Origin of the sequence: Phragmitibacter flavus, assembly GCF_005780165.1 — a bacterium.
In the GTDB taxonomy this organism is placed as follows: domain Bacteria; phylum Verrucomicrobiota; class Verrucomicrobiia; order Verrucomicrobiales; family Verrucomicrobiaceae; genus Phragmitibacter; species Phragmitibacter flavus.
Genome location: NZ_VAUV01000006.1, coordinates 193,926 through 214,951, shown reverse-complemented (window position 1 = coordinate 214,951; position 21,026 = coordinate 193,926). Strand labels below are relative to the sequence as shown.

20 protein-coding genes are annotated in these 21,026 nt (G+C 58.3%); 7 read left to right on the top strand and 13 right to left on the bottom strand.

The features are described from left to right. Positions 1–58: 58 nt before the first annotated feature. A complete protein-coding gene (locus tag FEM03_RS09265) occupies positions 59–520 on the bottom strand; it encodes a pyridoxamine 5'-phosphate oxidase family protein (protein ID WP_138085924.1) in 462 nt (153 codons plus the stop codon). 118 nt (positions 521–638) lie between these two features. Beyond that, a complete protein-coding gene (locus FEM03_RS09260; RefSeq protein ID WP_138085923.1) occupies positions 639–929 on the bottom strand; it encodes an EF-hand domain-containing protein in 291 nt (96 codons plus the stop codon). A gap of 273 nt (positions 930–1,202) precedes the next feature. Here FEM03_RS09260 and FEM03_RS09255 point away from each other — a divergent pair, with 273 nt between their 5' ends. Further along, positions 1,203–1,904 carry a hypothetical protein gene (locus FEM03_RS09255; RefSeq protein WP_138085922.1) on the top strand — a complete coding sequence of 234 codons (702 nt, stop codon included), beginning with the start codon at positions 1,203–1,205 and terminating at the stop codon, positions 1,902–1,904. A gap of 51 nt (positions 1,905–1,955) precedes the next feature. Here FEM03_RS09255 and FEM03_RS09250 read toward each other — a convergent pair whose 3' ends face one another. After that, entirely contained in the window at positions 1,956–2,333 is a 378-nt protein-coding gene (locus FEM03_RS09250; RefSeq protein WP_138085921.1) for a hypothetical protein, read from the bottom strand. Between the two features lie 44 nt (positions 2,334–2,377). Then, complete coding sequence (locus tag FEM03_RS09245; protein ID WP_138086098.1) at positions 2,378–3,967, bottom strand: PhoH family protein; 1,590 nt, start codon at positions 3,965–3,967, stop codon at positions 2,378–2,380. A gap of 474 nt (positions 3,968–4,441) precedes the next feature. On the opposite strand from FEM03_RS09245, the gene FEM03_RS09240 reads away from it, so the two are divergent. The 4 genes from FEM03_RS09240 to FEM03_RS09225 all read left to right on the top strand — a co-directional run bounded on the left by FEM03_RS09240 (position 4,442) and on the right by FEM03_RS09225 (position 10,248). Beyond that, a complete protein-coding gene (locus FEM03_RS09240; protein ID WP_138085920.1) occupies positions 4,442–6,529 on the top strand; it encodes a tetratricopeptide repeat protein in 2,088 nt (695 codons plus the stop codon). Between the two features lie 111 nt (positions 6,530–6,640). Then, positions 6,641–8,221 (top strand): peptidylprolyl isomerase, encoded by a 1,581-nt coding sequence (locus FEM03_RS09235; protein ID WP_138085919.1) that lies wholly within the window; start codon positions 6,641–6,643, stop codon positions 8,219–8,221. Beyond that, on the top strand, positions 8,218–8,583 hold the full coding sequence (locus FEM03_RS09230) for a tetratricopeptide repeat protein (protein ID WP_138085918.1): 366 nt from the start codon (positions 8,218–8,220) through the stop codon (positions 8,581–8,583). Before FEM03_RS09235 ends, FEM03_RS09230 begins: the two co-directional genes overlap by 4 nt. Positions 8,584–8,676: 93 nt before the next feature. Next, complete coding sequence (locus FEM03_RS09225; protein WP_138085917.1) at positions 8,677–10,248, top strand: class I tRNA ligase family protein; 1,572 nt, start codon at positions 8,677–8,679, stop codon at positions 10,246–10,248. Positions 10,249–10,414: 166 nt separating this feature from the next. Here the strand turns inward: FEM03_RS09225 and FEM03_RS09220 are convergent, their stop codons facing one another. After that, entirely contained in the window at positions 10,415–10,852 is a 438-nt protein-coding gene (locus FEM03_RS09220) for a VOC family protein (RefSeq protein ID WP_138085916.1), read from the bottom strand. Between the two features lie 162 nt (positions 10,853–11,014). On the opposite strand from FEM03_RS09220, the gene FEM03_RS09215 reads away from it, so the two are divergent. After that, positions 11,015–11,710, top strand: coding sequence for a DUF899 domain-containing protein (locus FEM03_RS09215; RefSeq protein ID WP_138085915.1), 696 nt, complete (start codon positions 11,015–11,017; stop codon positions 11,708–11,710). 75 nt (positions 11,711–11,785) lie between these two features. Here the strand turns inward: FEM03_RS09215 and mnmM are convergent, their stop codons facing one another. Then, positions 11,786–12,409, bottom strand: coding sequence for a tRNA 5-(aminomethyl)-2-thiouridylate-methyltransferase MnmM (gene mnmM, locus FEM03_RS09210; RefSeq protein ID WP_138085914.1), 624 nt, complete (start codon positions 12,407–12,409; stop codon positions 11,786–11,788). 81 nt (positions 12,410–12,490) lie between these two features. Further along, on the bottom strand, positions 12,491–13,549 hold the full coding sequence (locus FEM03_RS09205) for an NAD(P)/FAD-dependent oxidoreductase (protein ID WP_138085913.1): 1,059 nt from the start codon (positions 13,547–13,549) through the stop codon (positions 12,491–12,493). Between the two features lie 107 nt (positions 13,550–13,656). Between FEM03_RS09205 and FEM03_RS09200 the strand changes: the two genes are divergently transcribed. Next, positions 13,657–14,844 carry a hypothetical protein gene (locus FEM03_RS09200; protein ID WP_138085912.1) on the top strand — a complete coding sequence of 396 codons (1,188 nt, stop codon included), beginning with the start codon at positions 13,657–13,659 and terminating at the stop codon, positions 14,842–14,844. A 14-nt stretch (positions 14,845–14,858) separates the two neighbouring features. Here the strand turns inward: FEM03_RS09200 and FEM03_RS09195 are convergent, their stop codons facing one another. The 6 genes from FEM03_RS09195 to FEM03_RS09170 form a co-directional block, all read right to left on the bottom strand. Further along, entirely contained in the window at positions 14,859–15,785 is a 927-nt protein-coding gene (locus tag FEM03_RS09195; RefSeq protein WP_138085911.1) for a PEP-CTERM sorting domain-containing protein, read from the bottom strand. A 63-nt stretch (positions 15,786–15,848) separates the two neighbouring features. After that, positions 15,849–16,940, bottom strand: a complete 1,092-nt coding sequence (locus FEM03_RS09190; RefSeq protein WP_138085910.1) for a metallophosphoesterase — start codon at positions 16,938–16,940, stop codon at positions 15,849–15,851. Positions 16,941–16,987: 47 nt separating this feature from the next. Continuing rightward, positions 16,988–17,932: a metal ABC transporter permease gene (locus FEM03_RS09185; RefSeq protein ID WP_138085909.1), complete on the bottom strand. Its 945-nt coding sequence runs from the start codon at positions 17,930–17,932 to the stop codon at positions 16,988–16,990. Between the two features lie 10 nt (positions 17,933–17,942). Next, positions 17,943–19,373 carry a metal ABC transporter permease gene (locus tag FEM03_RS09180; RefSeq protein ID WP_166442744.1) on the bottom strand — a complete coding sequence of 477 codons (1,431 nt, stop codon included), beginning with the start codon at positions 19,371–19,373 and terminating at the stop codon, positions 17,943–17,945. 97 nt (positions 19,374–19,470) lie between these two features. Continuing rightward, on the bottom strand, positions 19,471–20,238 hold the full coding sequence (locus FEM03_RS09175; RefSeq protein WP_138085907.1) for a metal ABC transporter ATP-binding protein: 768 nt from the start codon (positions 20,236–20,238) through the stop codon (positions 19,471–19,473). 17 nt (positions 20,239–20,255) lie between these two features. Further along, positions 20,256–21,026, bottom strand: a complete 771-nt coding sequence (locus tag FEM03_RS09170; RefSeq protein WP_166442743.1) for a transporter — start codon at positions 21,024–21,026, stop codon at positions 20,256–20,258.

Genomic DNA, 21,026 nt, shown 5'->3' with positions numbered 1-21,026 from the left:
GACGACTGCGTCGAAGGCCAAAACATGCCTCCGATGGTGCGGACGAATCATGAAACGTTTAGGTTCGGACTGAGATTGCGAAAGGCACTTCGTGATACTCCAGCGCCCACTCTTTCATGTAGCGCACCCGTTTTGGCAGCATCCGATACAAGACCAATTGCGGGTTGTCCGGCTGTCCCAGATAGGCTCGCAATAATGCGTTGCTTTGCCAGATGTCATCAATGACGGCCCGATCTTCAACCACTTCTGCCATTGCGGTGATGCGCACCTGGTTGTGCTCCGAATCCAGGTAGCAAAGTTCCACCCGGGAATTCTTTTCGATCTCCCCCGTTTTGTGATAACTCCGCAAGTTGGCCACATACACAACAAACGCCTCCGTTCTCACCGGCGAAACCGGACGCACCCTTGGCTGCCCGTCATCCACGGTCGCTAACATGGGAAACTTGGCGGCTCGCATCGTTGCAAGAGCCAGCGCTGGCAAGTCGGCAGGATCTATCGGATCAGGTTGTGGAGCAGGCATGGGCGAAAGTGATTCAGCAATACGACGTCCTCATCGCCTCTCAATCAATCAATAAAAAACCGCATCCTCCTCAATGGAGAACACGGTCTATTGAATCGAAGCTCTGGTGAAGAAAGAATTACTTTGCTTCTTTTTTCTTGCCAGGGCCGCGCTTGACGAATTCTTCTTTGCTGAGGTCGCCGCTGGAGTCTTTGTCCATACGACCAAATTGTTTTTCCGCTTTCTCGGCGTCTTTGGCACCCTTCAAAAATTCTTCCTTGGAGAGCTTGCCGTCGCCATTGGCGTCTTTTTTGGTGAACATTTTTTCAAAGTCAGGTGCTGGTTTGTCACCGGCGGGTTTGTCGCCTTCTGCGCTGAAGCCGAAAGAAACACTGAGAGCAAGGGCACTGATGATAAAGATGGATTTCATGTTTGGTCTGTTTTGTTTTGGTTTGTTTTGGTTAGTTTGATTCGATTAGTTCAGTATTTGGTTTGAATGATCTGATCTAAAAAGCTCGGGAGGAAACCCGTCACTGTCCGCGTTAAACGTTAAGACTGGTGTGACGTTGCAGCGATTTTCGAAAATTATTTACCGGAACCCGCAGCCAATGGTCACAGCCTGCCCCTGCCGCTACATGCACGCACCGACTCAAAAGTTGCACTGCTGGCACACCAAATGCCTCATCCAATTCACCTTTCCCGAATGAACCCTGATACCGCAGAACGACCTCTTTATTTCTGTGGCGATGTGCACGGGGATTTTGAAGCCCTGCGCCTCTGGTCGGACGTCGTGGAGGGAGGCGACATCATCCAGGTCGGCGATTTGGGCGTTGGATTTCGCGATTGGAAAAGCGATGAATCCATCCTGCGCAGGCTCGGCTCCGCCGTGTCCGCCCGCAACAACCGGATCTTCGCCATCCGCGGAACCCATGACCGCCGAGACTGGTTTGATGGTCGCCAATACGATGGTTTATCGCTGGTCAAGGACGGCACCGTGCTCTCACTGCACGATGAAACCATCTTCTGCTGGGGCGGTGCCCATAGTGTCGACCGAACTTCCCGCACTCGCGACATCGACTGGTGGCGCGACGAAATCTTCGATTGGAACGGAGAACTTCCCGACGAACCCATTTCCATCTTGATCACCCACGCTGGTGGCCCATGGACCGGCCTGACGCCGAAAGCTCCGTTCCTCAATGGCTGGCACGCCCGTGACAAAAACCTTCACAAGGATCTCCAGTCCGAAATTCAACAACATCATCAACTGGGTGAAGCCCTGTTGAAAGCCAACCACCCCCTCAAAGCCTGGTATTGCGGCCATTACCACCTCCCCCTCCACGGGCAGATCGGCAACGCCCGCTGCCGAACCCTCGACATCAATGAGATTGTCGAATGGCGCTATTGAGATATTTCCTCTGCAATTGACGGGGCGGCTAGCTCGATATTCCTTCCCGGCTTAATTCTCCATTTTGAAGTGCATTCGCACCAACTCAGAGGCCAGTGTTCCAGATAAAAACCGCGCCACCGGTTCATTAATTTCTTCACCTTCGCCTACAAATCCCTCTAGCAAATCTCCCAGGACTTCATTCAACGTCGTGACCACCATGTAATTGCGCTCACTATCCTCGATCCCACCTACCTGTAGGAAGCACTTACTTTCGGCGTGATAAATCGCCACGACACACGCACCCAGATCACCATCATCCGGTCGCCATTCCATCAATAGTTGACTCAGAGTCTCAAACAACTCTTCATACGCCCTCTCACTGGCTCCCACCATCGAAGATAGGGAGCCAGATAACAGCATCTTAAGCGGCAAGGTCTTTTCAGCCATATCAAAAATCATCGAGCCGTCTCGCGACCAACGAAATCGCTTCCCTACAGCAACCTCGCCCCTGCTTCGGCCAGCGGACTCCGCTCGCCTTTGCTGAGCGGAATGTGCGCCGCGAAAGGCTGACCACGCATGCGCTGACGCGTGTAAACCAAACCATTGCTGCGGCTGTCCACATACGGATTGTCGATCTGCGCCGGATCGCCCACCAGCACCAACTTGCTGCCGCGCGACATCCTCGTCACCACCGTTTTCGCTTCCAGCGGCGTCAACTGCTGCGCCTCATCCAGGATGAAGAAACGGTCAGGAATACTGCGACCGCGGATGTAACACAACGCTTCAATCTCAATCACCCCCGACTGGATCAAGGGATCATAAGGCGCACTCACGGCTGCATGCATCGAAGGGGCTGCATCAGGCCGCGCGTTGTTGTGTTTGGATGTTTTCTTTTTGCTGAAATTCGCATCCGCCACCGGGCGGGTCAGCAAGTCCAGCGCATCATAAACCGGTTGCAACCAGGGGCGCATTTTCTCCTGCAAACTTCCAGGAAGGAAGCCGATGCCCTGGCCCATCGCCACAATCGGACGACTGACTGTCAACCCTGTATACCCCTGCGCCATCACCTGCGAAAGCCCCGCCGCACAGGCCAGCAAGGTCTTGCCCGTCCCGGCTTGTCCGTAGCAGGTCACCAGCGCAATGTCCGGATTCATCAACGCATCCAGCAAACAGGCCTGACCAAGGTTCATCGATTTGATTGCGCGACCATTCATCACCCGCAGGCTCTCCGGCACATGCAATCTCGCAAACTCTCCGGTCGCCGTGAATCTCGCTGGCATGGTGTTTTTCTCCCCTGCCGATAGCAGCACGTATTCATTCACCACCAACGACGCCGTCTTGCGCGCATCGATCGACAGCACGCCACTGCTGGCGAACCGCTGCAACTCATGCTGCGTGACGGTCACCATGGCCAGTTCCATGTGCGAAACCTCCTTGGCCTCGACTTTGTCATGAAGATAATCCTCACAAGGAACCCCCACCGCGCGGGCCTTGAGCTGCATGTTGAGGTCCTTGCTCACCAAAATCGCCGGAGTGCCCGTCTGCTGACCAAGCCACAAGGCACAGGCAAGAATGCGGTGATCCATTTTATCGAGGTCATGAAACACCCGCTGAAACTTCATCAGCACCGGATTGGTCATCGCCTCATTCGTATCAAAGACCACCAGTCTCACCTTGCCACCACCAGGCGTCGGCACGCCGGCCAGCACGTTCTCCGCAGGCTGTTGGGCAAATGCCTTGGTCAGCAACCGGTGGGCTTCACGGGCATTCGCACCGCGCTCGCTCGGTTCCGCCTTGAAGCGATCCAGTTCGCTCAACACATCCACCGGAATGCACACCTCATTGTCCTCAAAGCGCTGCAAACAGGCCGGATCATGCAGAAGCACATTGGTATCCAACACAAAAGTCTTCGCCCGGGCACCGGACGTCAGGGTCGAGCGCAACTGGGACTGCGTCGCTCGTGTTTTGTTTTTTCCTCCCGGTTTGCGGGCGTTTCGGTCACCGTTCTGCTGCCAGTCAGCGCGTTCGGTTGGGGTGGTTAGCAGGGCGGCTTCAGAGGGGAGGACGGCTTCGTGGAGCATGGGCGCGTGATTGCTGGTTAATGGTTGTTTTTGACCGGTGGTTTGAAACGAAAAACCGCCCTGAAGGAACGTTGAACGTCCTCGGGCGGTCGCACTGTTGCGGATGAGACTGGCATCCGAAAGATTAAGATGATCGAAGTATTTCCCACGGATGAGCGGGTAGGCAAGCTTAAAAAATTGCGTCCTCTGGATTTTCACAAAGATACAACGTCGACCGTAGTATTGACTTCGATCCGACTGCTACAGTCACGCGTAAAATGTGCCATCCTCAAAGCAAAAGATTCGCCGCAATGCGCATTTGCGATTGCCGCCGTCAAATCGCCAGCATCGCCTCTCATTCCTCCCCAAGCGCGCCTTCCGCCGCCAAACCACCCGTTTTCGCGTCATTTCCGCCTGAAATGGCCCTTCCAGCGCACGGAGAACATGGACAATTTCCCCATCACAGGTTATTCTCACCATCCGATGTTTCAAAAAATGCCAAATATCCTTCTCACACTGACCCTCTGGCTGGCGTCAGGCCTGTTGATGTTGAGCGCCCAATCCAACAACAGCGCTGGCGATCTCTTCCTGCGTGGCTTCAACCTCAAATCCGAAGCCGAAAAGCTTGAACAAGCTGGCGACGTCAACGGTGCCCTCGCCAAATTCCAGCAAGCCCAGCAGGCCATCGCCGCCATCGCGCAAAACTATCCCGACTGGCAGCCCGAGGTGGTCAATTACCGCCTCGGCATGATCGAGCGTTCCATCGCCAAACTTCGTGGCCAGTCCGCTCCTTCTTCCACCCCAGCTCTTCCGTCCCCCGGCATGCCCATGTCGCCCGCGCCCGCCGCCCCTGGAATCATGCAACCAGCTCCTGCGCCAATGCCCGGTGCTCCCACCGGCAACCCGCTTGATTACCTCAACCAGCAGTTCCAGGCCAAGGACCAAACCATCAACGAGCTGCAATCCAAACTGAAAGTCTACGAAGATGGCTACACCAACGCCGTTCGTGAACGCAACCGCGCCCAGCAGGACATCGACCTCCTCAAAAAACAGTCCGACGACCTGCAGCGTCGCCTCGCCGAATCCACCCAGCAGCAAGGCGCGAAGGACGAAGCCGCCAGAAAGGAAGTCGAACGACTCCGCGCCGAAGCCCAGATGGTCAGCGACATGCTCAAGACCCGCAACGATCAGTTTATCGAAAGCGGCAAATCCCTCGATACGCTGCAAAAAGAAAAAGACGATTTGTTTGCCCGTAACAAGGCCCTCGAAAAAGACCTCGCCGAAGCCAAAAAAGGCACCAGCGCACCGGCTTCCGATGAACTGAAAAAACTCATCGCCGACAACACCCGCCTCAAAAAAGAACTCGATGGCGCCCGCAAACAAGTTGAAACCCTGCGCGCCGAAGGCACCAAAAAAGACCAGGAAATCGCCTCCCTCCGCACCCAGATCACCGGCATTCAGTCGGAGTTGACCAAACTCCGCCAGGAAAACACCGCCTATCAAGGCCAGGTCGCCGAACTCACCGTCCAGCTCAAGGAAGTTAACGCCAAGCTCGCCAAAGCCCCTGCCGACGAAAAAGCCAAAGCCGAAGCTGGGCCCGAAGTCGCCCGCGCCGCCGAGGAAAACCAGGCCCTCCGCAACATCATCATGCGTCAGCTTCGCCAGCAGCAGCGCCAGTTGCAGGCCAAGGAAATCGTCATCGCCGAAATGAAAAAGCTCGAAGGTGCCTCCGGCGTTCTCATCGAAAACCTCGAAGACATGACCGCCGGCAGAATCCGCATCACCGTCGAAGAAGAATCCCTCTTCACTGAGCCAGAACTCAAGGAAATCCTTGCCACCAGCGGCGGCGTCTACGCCACCCTCGAAGCCAACTCGCCCGCCACCCAGGCCGCGGCCGATCAGGTGAAAACCCCAACCGGTGAGAACCCCGCCGCCCCCACTCCTGCCCCCGCCAACAACAACAGCGGCGACATGGACGAAGACGCCCTCATGGCCAAAGCCAGTGAAGCGATGCGCAATTCCGACTACAAAGGTGCCGAGTGGGCCTATCAAGATGCCCTGCGCGCCAATCCGAAAAATCTCAACGCGCTCACCAATCTCGCCGGTTTGAAACTCCACGCCCGCCAGTTTGAAGAGGCCGAAGTCCTTCTGCAAAAATGTCTTGTCTATGATCCCCAAAACGAAACGGCCCTCTACCGACTCGGCATCTGCTTCTTCCAGCAGAACAAACTTGCTGAAGCCAAAACCCACTTCGAAAAAAGCATCGCCAGCAACAAAGGCAACGCCCGCGCGCATCATTACCTTGGCATCATCACCACCCGCCAGGGCAATCGCGACCGCGCCGAAACCGAATTCAAGAGCGCCCTCGCCATCGACCCCAACTACGGCGACGCCCATTTCAACCTCGCCGTCCTCTACGCCACCTCCAATCCTCCCGACTGGGAACTCGCCCGCAAACACTACAAGAACGCCCTTGATCGCGGCATCAAATCCGATCCCGCCATGGAGAAATTGCTGAACGATACCAGCATACTTTCCTCCCTCCCCCCCGCGAAGGAACCCACGACCGCCCTCTCACGATAAATTTTTCCTTTATCCTTTCGCCTGCATCCTTTCCCTCTTGACCCCCGCCGGACGCCGTGAATAGGTGCGCCCCCTGTTTCTCCCACTCCTCCCTCATTTTCTTTTTTCGCCATGCTTGAATTTCTCCGCAAAAACCAAGGCACCCTCTGGATCGTCATCACGGTCGTGGTCATCATCAGCTTCGCCTTCTTCGGCAACGCCACCCAGTCCAAGCCTCCCGGAATGATCGGACCTGAAGACACCGCGTTTTCCATCTACGGCAAAAACCACTCCAACGCCGAACTCGGCCGCCTGCAACGTCTTCACACTCTCGCCAACCACCTGCAACTCCAGGTCGACAGCACCCAGGCCTCTTTTGCCGACACGCTCAGCTTCATCGTCCGCTCCTTCCAGTTCCAGGAAGCGATTCAGCCTGACTTCGCCTTCAATCTGCTTGTCCTCCGCCACGAACTCAAGAAGAACGGCATTCACGTCAGCGACGACGAAGCCCGCGAAGCCTTCCGCAACCTGCCCTCCCTCAAAAACGAAAAGGGCGAATTCAACGGTGCACTCGCCGAGTTCATCCAAAACAACCTCGGCTCCATGGGCTTCCGCCTCGCCGATATGTATGAGCTGATGCGCGACTGGGTCGGCCTGCAAAAACTCGTCGAACTCGTCTCCGGCAATGCCGTTGCCCCCGACTACCTCACCGACCTCTTCTACACCGACCGCTTCCAGAACATCAAGGTCGCCACCATCCCTTTTGCCCGCGAAACCTACAAAAAAGACGTCTCCGTCACCGACGAGGAGGTCGCCAAATACTTCGAAGAGCGCAAAGACGAATACAAAACCCAGGAGCAACGTGCCGTCAGCTATGTGTTCTTCCCCAACCCCACCACCGACACCCTCAGCGAAGAGGACCGCACCAAAGCCATCAATTCCAACGCCGAAAAAATCAACGCTTTCTCCCTCGCCGTCATCGCGCCCAATGCCGACCTCGACGCTGAAGCCAAAAAAGCCGGACTCGAAGTCAAAACCCTCCCCGCGTTTGCCCGCAGCGAAGCCCCTGAGGCCCTCAAAGACGAGTTCCGCGTGGTTGCCGACATTTTCCTCAATGATCCCGCCACCCGCCCGATCAGTGATCCCGTTGAAGGCGACAAAGGCTACTACGTTTACAAGGTCACCGAAGTAAAAGCCCCGCAACCCCAGACTCTCGACGAAGTCAAAACCGCCATTCGCGAGACTCTCATCGATCAAAAGGCCACCGAAGCCCTCACCAAGGCCGCCAACGACACCCGCAAGAAAATCGAAGAGCTCGTCAAAGGTGGCAAATCCTTCGCCGATGCCGCCAAGGAAGCCGGAGTGACCCCTCAAAACCTTGCCGACTTCTCCCCGGCCAACCCCCTCACCGACATCAGCAACGGTCAGGCCATCGCTCAAGCCGCCGCAGGCACTCCTGCAGGCAACTTCACTTCCCAACCCGCCCCTGCCGAGACCGGTCTCCTCCTCGTCTATGTCCTGAACAAGGAACTCCACAAACGCGAAGACTCCGTCACCACCAAAACAGAAATGCGTCAGTCCATCGACGGCTCCCTGCAGTTCGGCATCTTCCGCGCCTGGTTCGAACGCCGTCGCGAAGAAGCCAAAGTCGACGCCGACCCCATCATCCAACGCTCCCTTGGCGCCGGCGCCGAGGTTCCCGCAGCATCATGATCGACACTGCGGAACGCGACGACCTCTATGACGAAGCCAGCGGCCTCGTCGCCATCGGAGAAATCGCCGAAGCCGTTCCTCTCTATCGTCGCTGCGTCGAGCTCGACCCCCAATATGCCGACGGCTGGCACGCCCTCGGCATGGCCCTTTTCAAAAGCGATTCCGTCAAGGAAGCCATCGGTGCTGGCATGATGGCCACCACCCTTCGACCCAACGATCTCCTCGCCTGGACCGCCCTCTCCCAGATGTATGTCAAAAACGGCCAGATCGCCGAAGCCGAAGACGCCAAAGGCAAAGCCCGCATCCTCTCGCTCGGCGGTAAAATAGTTAAAGAGACAAAAGACGAAAAGGCAGAAGACTAAAGAGCCCAACCACCCCGGCCCGCTCCCACTTCTCAATCGCAAATCTTCCGTCCTCATCTTTTATCCTTTAGCCTTCATCCTTTAGCCTTTCCCATGAAGCCCTACTACATCACCACCGCCATCGACTACACCAACGGCGCCCCGCACATCGGGCATGCCTATGAGAAAGTCCTCGCCGATGTGATGGCCCGCTTCCAGCGCCTTCAGGGACGCGAGGTTTTCTTCCTGACCGGCGTCGACCAATACGGTCAAAAAGTGCAAAAAAGCGCCGAAGCCGCCGGTGTCACCCCCACCGCCTTTGTCGAGGCCACCACCGTCAAATTCCTCGCCCTCTGGGAAAAACTTGGCATTAAATACGACGGCTGGGCCGCCACCACCGACGAAAAACACCGTCGTGTTGTCCAGGCCATTCTGCAAAAACTCCACGACAACGGCCAGCTTTACAAAAAATCCTACCAGGGTTTCTACAGCGAACGTCAGGAACAGTTTCTTACTGACAAAGAACGCGACGCCGAAGGCAACTTCGGACCTGAATGGGGCACCGTCGTCGAGCTCCATGAAGAAAACTGGTTCTTCAAACTCAGCGACCACGTCGACTGGCTGCGCGAGTTCATCAAATCCCATCCTGACTTCATCTTCCCCGCCTTCCGCGCCAACGACGTCCTCAACGCCCTCGAAAACACTGTCGGCCAGGACCTCAGCATCTCACGACCTAAAGAGCGACTCACCTGGGGCATCCCGCTTCCCTTCGACGACCGCTACGTCACCTATGTCTGGTTCGACGCCCTCACCAACTACATCAGCTTCGCCGGCTACCTCGCCGATGAAGTCGGCAACCCCGGTCTCCCCGACTTCTCCAAACTCTGGCCCTGTGAAGCCCACGTCATCGGCAAAGACATCCTCGTCCCTGCTCACGCCATCTACTGGCCCATCATGCTCCATGCCCTCGGCTTCCCCGACGAACACATTCCCCAGCTCATCGTGCACGGCTGGTGGAACGTCAAAGGCCAGAAGATGAGCAAGAGCCTCGGCAACGTCATCGATCCCAACCAGGTCTCAGACCTCGTCACCGCCGACGGCCTTCGTTATTATCTCATGCGCGATATTGCCACCGGCTACGATGCCGACAGCAACACCGAGCGCCTCCACATGGCCTACAGCAAGGAACTCGCCGGCGGCCTCGGCAACCTTCTCAACCGCACCATCAACATGGCGCAAAAGTATCGCAGCGGCATCCTCACCCCCGGCAGCTACGATGATGAGATTAACGTCGCCCTTCGCCAGACCGTCGCCTCTGCCCCAATTGCCTACGCCTCCAAAATGAACGCCTGGGCCATTCACGACGGCATCGCCGAAGCCTGGAAGATCATCGACCACGCCAACAAGTTCGTCGACACCACCCTCCCCTTCAAACTTGCCAAGGATCCTGAGCAAGCTGCCCGTCTTGACAGCGTCCTCTACCACCTCGCCGAGTCGCTTGCCCACATCAGCATCCTGCTTGATCCCATCATCCCCACCGCCACCCGCAAACTCCGCGAGCAGCTCAATTGGATCCCCGCCGAAAAATTCACCCTCAGCGACCTCCATTGGGGCCTCCTTCCCACTGGTCATCAGCTCGGCACCCCCACGCCTCTCTTCCCGCAGTTGATCCTTCTCGCCGAGTAGGCAGTAGGCAGTAGGCAGTGGGCAGTGGGCAGTGGGCAGTAGGCAGTGGGCAGTGGGCAGTGGGCAGTGGGCTCAAGAAGCAGTGCCATCCTGGCCGCCGTCAGTGCCCAGGCTCCCAATTAAACCGTCGGCGGTCAGAGAGACCGCCCTTCCTTGTCGTCATTGGTCAGCACCCTGCTGGAGGCTCGACATGCACCCCAACCATCCAGGCAACTCCAAACTTGTCCTTCAACATCCCGAAGATGGGCGACCAAAACGTCTCGCCCAATGGCATCGTCACCTCGCCTCCCTCTGACAACGCATCAAAATAACGCTTCGCCTCTTCCGCACTTGCCACGCTCAACGACAAGGAAAAACCCGCATACCCGCCCTGAGCCTCACAGCCATCCGAGGCCATCACGATGTTTCCCTCAAAAGTGAAGCTCGCGTGCATGACCTTGTCCTCCCAACCTTCAGGGATCATTCCCGGCGGGGGCGGTTCGGGGCTGTCACTGAACTTCATGACCATGTCCACCTTCGCATCAAGGGCGGTCTGATAAAAGTTGATTGCTTCTTCGCAGCGACCGTTGAAGAACAAGTAAGGTTGAATGATGGGAAGGTTCATGAATGTGAATGATGTTGGAGTTACAAGTATTTGCGATGCCGCCGTGACGGCACTTCACTCCAACAACGAATAACACCGCCCTCGACAGGACAACAATGCAAAAAAATTGTCCCGGTTTTCATCTCGCAATCGTCGTCATCTCGAAACCAAAAACTAATAACCATGAACTTACCCCAAATCGTCTCCCGCGAAACATGGCAGGCCGCCCGCGAAGCCCTGCTGGTCAAAGAGAAAGCCCACACCCGTGCTGGCGAAGCGCTCAGTGCCGAACGCCGCCGGATGCCCATGGTCGAGATCACCAAAAGCTACCAGTTCCACGGACCGAACGGCCCTCTCACATTACTCGACCTGTTTGATGGTCGTCGACAGCTCGTCCTCTACCATTTCATGTTTGCCCCTGAAGATGAGGAAGGCTGCAGCGGCTGCTCCATGGTTCTCGACAACATGTGCCATCCCGCCCACCTCCATGCGAAGGACATCACCCGCGTCGTGGTCTCCCGCGCTCCGCTCGCCAAAATCGAACCCTTCAAAAAACGCATGGGCTGGTCGGAACCCTGGTTTTCTTCCTTTGGCTCCGACTTCAACTACGACTTCGGCGTCACCGACGAAACCGGCGAACACCACGCCCTCAGCGTTTTCCTCCGTGATGGCGACCGCATCTTTCAAACCTACTTCACTTCCGATCGCGGCGTCGAACATCTCGGTGCCACATTTACTTATTTCGACATCACTCCCTTCGGTCGACAGGAAATCGGCGAAGACTCCCCCGCAGGCTGGCCTCAGGGCCCCTTGTATGAATGGTGGAAACATCACGACCGCTATGAAGGCATCGCTCCTAAATCCACCTGCTGCCATTGAGGGGAATAAGAAGCGAGCATAGGGCGACATCATTGTCGAACGCGCGACGTGCTGGCGTTGCACGTGAGGCGGGGGTTAGGGCGTGGTCGGCGTGCCTGCTTCCGCTTTTTTGCGGCGGACTGCCATGAGATAGGGTGTGGTTGGGCGGTAGTTGAGGAAGGCGTGTTTTTGAACTTCGAAAATGTCAGAAGGAAGTTGGCTGAAGAGCGTTTCGACTAAGGCAGCTTCTTCGCGTCCGCCATCGTGACCGGGATAGACGACGGTGGTGAGGAGGCCGTCCGGCGCGAGCATGTCGAGGGCTTGCCGAATGGCGCTGAGGGTGCTCTCAGTCAGCGTGATGCGGGATTTGTCACCGCCGGGGAGATAGCCGAGGTTGAACATGATGGCATTGATTTGGCCATGAAGAGTTGGCGGCAGTGATTGGATGAGCGTTTGGTGACCGGTTTGGAAGAATTCAACGGAGTCGAGCGGGATGGCGTGGTCGAGCAATCGCTGGCGGGTGGAGGTAATGGCGGGCTCCTGAATGTCAAAGATGAACAGTTTTCCATTGGGGAGGACGTGCTGGGCAAGGAAGAGGGCATCGTGTCCGTTGCCAGCGGTGGCGTCGACGGCGTTCATGCCGGGTTGGAGTCGAGGTTGGAGCAGGAGGTGCGACCACTGGACGGCGGTGGGAAATGGCTGGTGGGCGGAGCTCGGCATGGTGTGGAAAGTAGAAGGCTCGTCCCGAGCCTTGAGCTGTGGAGTGCATGAACGAAAGGCTCGGGACGAGCCTTCTACTTTTCACAGGTTGGAGCGGATGTCGATGGCCTCGTCGAGAGGCTGGTGGTCGAGAAGGTGGTCAACGAGCCAGCGTGATAAGAGCGGGGATTTCATCGCACCTTTGGAGCCGAGGCCGTTGAAGACCAGCAGGCGGTCATTCGCGGGATGACGACCAAGCACGGCCTGTCGGCCTTTGATGATGGGGCGGACGCCAGCGCGAGGTCGGGTCATCGTGAAGGGGATGCGAAGGAGGGCCTGCAGCTTCTTTTGAAGGTCGGCCAAAGAATCTTCCAACGGCCGTTGAAAATCGAATTCATAAGTTGAACCTGCGCGCCAGCGATCAGGGCTGTGAGGGAGAATCCAGCCACCGCGGTTGTAGATGTGTCGGGAGAGGATGGAGGATTCAAATTCGAGATCGACCATGACGCCGCGTGCTGCATCGAAGGGTAGCCACGGGGTGAGGTCGCTGGCGGATTGCTGCCAGCCGCGACAGAGGATGGCGTGTGAAAATTCGGCGTCGTGCCAGATGATCGTGTCCGCGCGGATGTCGAGGTCGGATTCGTTGACGAGGCCTTGCTGGCAGCAGGTGTTTTCTTCGAAAAATTGACGGCTGGCTTCAAGGTAGGTGAGAGTGTCGAGCCATCCGGAACCTTGTTGGCGAAAGCCACCAAGTTCGGAGTGAAAGAGGGCGGGATCAGCGATCTCGTCTGCGCTTTCAGATTCGGATTCGGAATCGATCCACGGGATGAAGGCGGGATCGATGCGGCGTTTTTCCCACAGGGCAATTTCGCGGGGTTCTTTGAAAAGGCGGGAATGAGGCAGCGAATGATAGAAACCAACGCCGAGTTGCTTCTCGATGTCGCGATAGAAATGCTCGGCGGCGGGGAGGAGGTCGGCAATGCGCCAGCTGAGGTTGAGGCGCATGCCGGTGATGGGCGTGATCAGTCCGGCGGCAACTTTCGAGCAGGTTTCGGACTGGTTGGGATCGACGATGAGAAAAGGGATGCCACATTGCCAGAGTCGCCAGGCGATGGCGGTGCCGGCGAGGCCTTGGCCAATGATGAGGATGGGTTGGCGCATGGAGATCGAATGGGGGTGTCCTGAGATAACGACGGGTGAGCAAAAGGCAAGGACGGTGTGGGGTTTTGGGGTTGACGATGGCGGTGAATTATGGCCAAGATGACCTGATGATGAACGTTCTCTGCAACCAAGGCAGTCGGGGCAGGCGGATGGTCTGCGGATTGCTAGTGGGATGGGGCTTCTGCTTGGCCGGGCTCGAATTGCGTGGAGCGGTGGTGGTGTCGGTCATGGAACTTCCGGCGGCGGCGACTTATGCCGATCCACCGGCTGCGGGCGGGATTTTTGGTGAAGATGTGGCCGCGTTTTCGGATCGGCTTCACCAATGGAACGGGGTGAGCACGGACGTTACCAGACGTCAGCCAACGTTCGCGGGTTTAGGACTGGTGGGTGAGACGTATGTGCAGATGGCGAATGATGCGCGGGCGGTGAGTGCGACCAGTGGGGCTTATCAGGTGACGCTGGGGGAGGAGGCGCAGGTGTTTTTATTGATCGATACGCGGCAGGCGGTGCCGGCTTGGGTGGCTTCGATGGGGTTTGAGCGGGTATTGAACGGCGGCACCGATGGGGAATATCGGGTGGGGTATGACGAGGGCAGTGGGGCGGCGGATCTCGGGGTGGGACCGGGGTTGAGCATCAACACCCAGGCTGCGGTTTTTACGGCGAGGCTCGGAGCTGGGGTGCATGTATTTAATGGGTTGGGTTTTGCGGGGAACAACAACTATGGACTGGTGACCACACGGGCCGGGACAGTGGTGGGCGGGGTGGCGCGCGCGGGTGGCGGCAATCCGACTCCGGCGTTGTTGCGGTTGGGGTTTGCCTCCGGGGTGACGGCTTTTGTGGATCGGACGCACCAGTTTGTGGTCACCAGCACGGTGCTTGCGGCAGTGCCGGGTTTGGCGGGGGCGGATTTTGTGCAGACGAGCAATGATGCCCGGGCGTTTTCGGCGACGACTGCGTTGTATGAGGTGACGCTCTTGGAGGATGCAACGGCGTTTCTGATTTTGGATAATCGGATTGGGTCGGCGGTGCCTGCCTGGATTGGCGAGATGGGGTTTGTCTCAACAGGCCAGACCTTGGGGATCGATGAAGGGGGAGATGGAAGCATCAACCAGACGGCGACGATCTACCAGGCGCAATTGGGCGCAGGGATTTGGGAATTTAACGGTTTGGAGTTTGGAGGTGGACTCAACCATTATGGGCTGGCGTTTAGCGCGGTGCCGGAGCCCGGTCGGGCGTTGCTGGGAGCTTTGGGATTGATGGGGATTTTGACGATACGGCGTCGTCGGCGTCGATGAGGTGATGGATTCATTCAATGACGGCGGCGGCGCATGAGGATGAGGCCGAGGGAGCTGCAGAGTAGAAGGAAGCGGCTTGGCTCGGGGACACTGACGGCGAGGTTGTCGATGGCGAGGAACTCGTCGCTGAAGTCGCTGTTGAAACCGCGCCAGACAAACTGGAGGTAGAGGGTGTCGGAGCTGTGGGCGATGTTTTGAAGATTGATTTGGTAGGCGGATTCGACGGTCCAGCTTTCGGCAAAACGGTTGGCGGTGGTGGTGGCTCCTGCGGACCAGGTTTCGCGGTAAAAGCCTGCACCGAGGAGATTGGCGGCGGTGGCAAGAGGGGTGATGCCGGTGCCGACGTCTTCAAATCCAGTGGAGAAACCGCTGGTGCGGAGGGTGCCGCCGGATTCGAAGTCGCGACGGAAAATAACGTTGCCATCGAGAAGCACCTCGAACACGCCTTCGACACCGTCGATGCTGTCGCCAGCGGCGAGCAGGAAGCTGATGCTGTCAATTTGGCTGTGGGTGCCGAGGGAGTCGAAGGAGAGGGTGGCGGTGCGGGTGAAGGTCAGGTCGCCGTTGACGGGACCGGCAGGGGCGCTGTTGTTGGTGAGCCAGCTGCCTGAAAAACCAAGGGAGGCATAGGAGCCGGCGGGTTTGATGGAGGTGAGGATGTCGCCGATATTGGTGCCGGCGGGGGCGGTGCCTGAGACAAGACCATCGCCTCCGGCGGCGGCGACGGTGACGTTGGGTCGCCCGCCGTCGGTGTAGGCGCGGACGCCGACGTTGGACAAGGTCCAGGCGTTGGGATCGAGGGCCGCATTGAAATTTTCCGTGTAGTTGCCGCTGGCAAGGGAGACGGCGGCAGTCAGGGGCGTGGACAGCAGCGCGGAGGCGAGAATGGCAAAAATGGTGCGGCGTGGGGCCTTGGAGTCGGAGTGATTTGAGGCACGCATGATGAATGAGGTTAGCACAGCCGCCTCCGTGGGGTCAAGAGCATGCTGCCCATGGGGCCGGACCTAAAGCAAGCAGCTGAACTGCTGGTTGGGTTCGGTCAGCCATTGGTCATACCAAGGGGAATAAGTTTTCATTTGCACGGTTTTGCCGTCGGGATGGAATTGCATCAGACGCATGAATCCGCCGCCGCCGTGGCCTTTGGCGGGCATGACGGTGCCGCCTTTGTTGGGGGAGTTGTCCTGATAGTTGGCGAGGATTTGATGAACGGTTTGACCGGTGGTGGCGGTGCTGGTGAGGAGGCCGGTGCCGAGGTCGGAGGTGATGTGGCCGTTGAGGATGAAACGGATGTTGGCGTGTTTGCTGGCGAGCTTTTGCCAGACTTGTTCGCCGTCGTTGACGGTGCTGTTGGTGTTGAGTCCGTAGACTTTGGGGTTGCCGCGCTTTTTGTTGCCTTCGACGCCGTCAATGGTCCAGTCGTTGCGGAGGTTGTCGGAGTAAAGATGGGCGTGGGTGACGATGGTGATTTGATGATCGGCGTGTTGGGTGGCGATGGTGTTGGCCCAATTGATGACTTCGTCGCGGGGGCCGAATTCGAGGGCAAGGAGCAGTTGTTTGCCGGTGGGGGTTTGGAAGGGGTGGGCGCTGTTCTCCATTTTGCCGGGTTCGAACAGGATGTGGCCGGGGCTGTGCTGGTAGTCGGCGGGGGAGAAATAGTCGTTCATCAACGTGCTGCGATCGTTGGCTTTGCCGTTGTCTCCAAGGTCATGATTGCCGGGAACGAGGGCATAGGGAACGGCGGCGGTGTTGAGCACACGCATGGCTTTTTGGGCGCGGGTCCATTGTTCGGGGGTGTTGTGATTGGTGATGTCGCCTTCATGGGCAACGAAGAGGATTTGATGGCTGGTCTTGTGGGCGGCGATCCACTCGGTCTGGCGGACGAAGACGTCGGGGAAGTTTTGTGAGTAGTATTGGGTGTCGGGCAGGACGGCAAGGGTCCAGGTGCCGGCGGGGGCGTCGAAGGGGGTTTGCGGGACAACCGGAGCGAAGGGCGGTTGGACGAGTTTCGGTGTCTCTTGGGAGAAGAGTCCGTGGCGCGAGGTGAGCCAGGAGGTGGCCGTTGCGGCGAGGGTCTTGAGAAAGGTGCGGTGTTTCATCCGCGACACTCTATCAAGTCGCGTTGAAGGCGAACATCACAATTTTGTTAGGACGAAAGGGGTGAGTCGAGCAGGGGATCGGCCGTGGCGCCGCGTCGACCGGCGAGGATGCCGCCGGGGGCGAAGATCCAGGCGAGGGTGAAGAGGAAGGCTGCTGCGACGACGACGGCTCCGGCCATCGAGCAATCGAGCCAGACGGCGAGATGGAGTCCGAGCACGGCACTGAGGGCGGCATGGAGAACGCTGAGCCAAAGGCAGGGCGCGAGCCGGTTGGTGATGAGCTGGGCGGTGGCTCCGGGGAGGATGAGCATGGCGATAACGAGGATGGCGCCGACGGATTCAAAGGCGGCCACGATGACGATGGAGAGCATGGCCATCAGGCAGAGATGGATGATTTTTGGTCGGAAACCGAGCGAGGCGGCGAGCATGGTATCGAAGGAACTGACGAGGAGTTCCTTATAAAAAAAGGCGATGAGCGCGGCGACGGTGAGACCGACACCGCCCATGATGAGCACGGGGCGCGGAGCGATGGCATCGGCGGGTTTGTGGAGATAGCTGAGTTCGCCGTAGAGGACGCAGTCGGCATCGAGATGGACGCGGGAGGCGAAGACGTTGATGAGCACGACGCCGAGGGCGAAGAGGGTGCAAAAGGTGATGCCAATGGCGGCGTCGGCTTTGATGCGAGATTTTGAATGGATGAACTCGATCATGGAGGTGGTGAGCAATCCGGCACCGAGGGCTCCGGCGAGCATGGCGGGAAGGCTGAGACCGCCGGTGATGAGGAAGGCGATGGCGAGTCCGGGCAGGACGCTGTGGCTGATGGCGTCGCCGACCAGGGCCATGCGGCGCAGGATGAGGTAGTTGCCGATGAGGCCGCAGGTGGCGGTGACAAGGAAGGCCATCAACACCATCCAGCCGTAGGTGGGCAGCGCGGTGGTCCAGGGTTCGACGAGAACCAGGTGGGCATCGAAGCTGGGAATCAGCGTTTGCATGGGATGGAACTCAAGAGCGGTGGGAAACGGAGGAGATTTTTGGGATCTCTTTGCCGTGGGGATCGGTTTCGGGGAAGTCGAGTCGCCGTTCGAGCTGGCGCACTTGATCTTCGCCGATGACGTGTTCGATTTTTTCGGCGTCTTCGTGGACGTGATCGCTTTCGTATAACATGACGTTGGTGAGGTAGAGTTCCCAGAGGCGATGGTTGCGGACGATGGCCTTGGCTTTTTGCAGACCTTGAGGGGTGAAATGCAGAATCGTGCCGTCGTCGGTGAGAGTGGCGAGGTGGGCGTTCTTGAGGGCGGCGGCGCGGTGGGTGACTTCTTCGATGGTTTCGCGTCGGCGCTGGGCGAGGTCGACGAGCGAAACGCCTTCGCCGTGGAAGTCGCGGTCTTCGAGGACGTGATACATGGCTTTGAGGGTGTTTTCTCGTTCGGTGCGGCGGCGTCGTGAGTAATGGCGCCACATGCGGGTGAGCCAGCCGTGTCGGGGACTGAACAGGAAGGCGATGCTGAAAAGGGCGGCACCGGCGAGGACCATGAAGGGGCCGGTGGGGAAGTTGTTGCCGAGGAAGGAGAAGAACGCGCCGAGGACGGCGGAGAGCATGCCGATGACAGCGGCGATGATGACGAGTCGATGCATTCGGTCGGTCAACAGGTAGGCGGTGGACGCGGGGATGATGAGCATCGCGGAGACGAGCACGACACCGACGGCCTGCATGGCGGTGACCACGGCAAAAGCGGTGAGCAGCATGAGGGCGTGATGCATCCATGCCATGCGCAGGCCGAGGGATTCGCCGAATTCACGATGGAAGCTGAGCACGAGCAGGCCGCGATAGCAGAGGGCGAGGAAGGTCAGCGACACGAGCGAGGTGCCAGCCATGACCCAGACTTCGGAGGGGGTCAATGCGGCGGCCTGGCCGAAGAGGAATTTGTCGATGCCGCTTTTTTGGCCCGTCGGCAACCGTTGGATCATGGTGACGAGACAAATGCCGATGGCGTAGAAAGAGGAAAGCACGAGGCCCATGGCGGCATCGTCCTTTAATCGGGTGGTGCGGGTGATGGCGTTGACGGTGAGCATCGCGAGCGCACCGGCGGCGGTGGCACCGATGAGGATGACGACGGGGTCCTTGCTCATGTTCCAGAGAAACCCAAGGGCGATGCCGGGGAGGACGGCGTGGGAGAGGGTATCGCCGACGAGAGACATGCGGCGGACGACGACAAAGCTGCCGAGCAGTCCGCAGTTGAGTCCGAGGAGGATGCAGCCGAGCAGGGCGGTGCGCAGGGCTTCATCGCGGAAGCTGAAGAAGCGCAGGGCTTGTTCGAGGATGTCAGTGTCGGTGAGGTCGCCGATGCGGGCGGCGTGAAGGGACGAGGGGAGGAGGAGGAGTAGAAGGAGGATGAAGATTGACTGATGGCCGACGATACGTCGGCGCTCCATGGTTTTTTGACCGACGAAACGTCGGTGGTCCGATTGAGGCGATGATGACCGACGATACGTCGGCGCTCCATGGGTTGGTGATCCGTGAGTCATCGAATCAATGCACTCCTTGTTCGCTTTTGGCACTGGCTTCGGCGACGTCGCTCAACAGGGTGAGTCGGCCGCCGTAGGTTTTTTGCAGGAGGTCGACGGTGAAGATTTCGTTGGTGGGTCCACTGGCGACGACGCGCATGTTGAGGAGCACAAGACGATCAAAGTATTCCTTCACGGTGGTGAGATCGTGGTGGACGACAAGAATGGTTTTGCCGCGTGATTTGAGGTCTTGAAGAAGAGTGATGATGGCGCGTTCGGTGGCGGCATCGACGCCGGCAAACGGTTCATCCATCAGGTAAAGATCGCTTTCCTGGGCAAGGGCGCGGGCGAGGAAAACGCGTTGTTGCTGGCCGCCGCTGAGGTTGGAGATTTGACGGTTGGCGTAGGGAAGCATGGCGACCTTGTCGAGGGCTTCGCGGGCTTTTTCGCGGTCGGCTTTGCCGGGTCGGCGCAGCCAGCCGAGATGGCCGTAGCGACCCATGAGCACGACGTCCATGACGTTGACGGGGAAGTCCCAGTCGACGGATTCGCGCTGGGGCACATAACCAACGCGGCGTTTGGCCTTGGCGAAGGGTTCGTCGAAGACTTTGACCCAACCGCCGCTGACAGGAAGCAGTCCCATGACGGCTTTGATGAGGGTGCTTTTGCCGGCACCGTTGGGTCCGATGAGGCCGACGAGGGAACCTTCGGGGACGGTGAGGTCGACGCCGTAGAGGACGGGTTTTTTGTGGTAGGAGACGGTGAGGTCGTGAAGTTCGAGCGCGGTGCTCATGGGATTTATCTTCGTGGTTAGAAGCGGGTGGAGCAACCGACAAAGAAGACCAGATCTTCGGCGGCGCGATTGGTGCCGATGCGAATGCCGCCGTCAAACTGGAGTTGATCGGGAAGGGGCTGCCAGGTGAGGCCGGTGTTGAGGTAACCCAGCCATTCGCCGTCGGAGGCAAAGGAACTGATGCTGACAAATTCGATGAAGGCTCCGGTGTCCGCAATGAGGTCGATGCCGAGCACGATGGAGTTGACCCATTCAACGGAGTGGTCGTCGGTGGTTTCATCGTAGACGGCGTCGATTTCGGTCATCAGGCCGAGGCCGAAGGGTTCGGGGAGTTCGATGGCGAGCGGGATGATGAGTCCGGCTTCGGTGCCGCCGCTGCTGATGCCATCGCTGCCGGTGGGGAAGGTGACGAAAGGCATCAATGCCAATGCGGTTTTGCCGCCGTCGTTGCCCCAGAGGTTGAACTTGGCGCGGACGCTGATGTCGCCGAAACCTTCAGCGATGTCGCTGGCTTGTTCGACACGTTGCCACGTTGAGACGACGAGTTGAAGATCGAGGGAATCGGTGACGCCGTATTTGAAGTTGAATTCACCGAAGGCCCAAGACTTGGAATTGGTATCACCGTCGTGGCCATAGGCGGCGAGTTCGGTCTCAATCTGAACGAAACCTTTGGGAACCGTGCTGGCGCTTTCGGTGGTGTCGGGTCGGTCGGTGCTCAGTTCGCGGGGTTGGGCGGCAACGGTGGAGATCAGCAGCAGAGAGGCAGTGATTTGATGGATGAGGTGCAT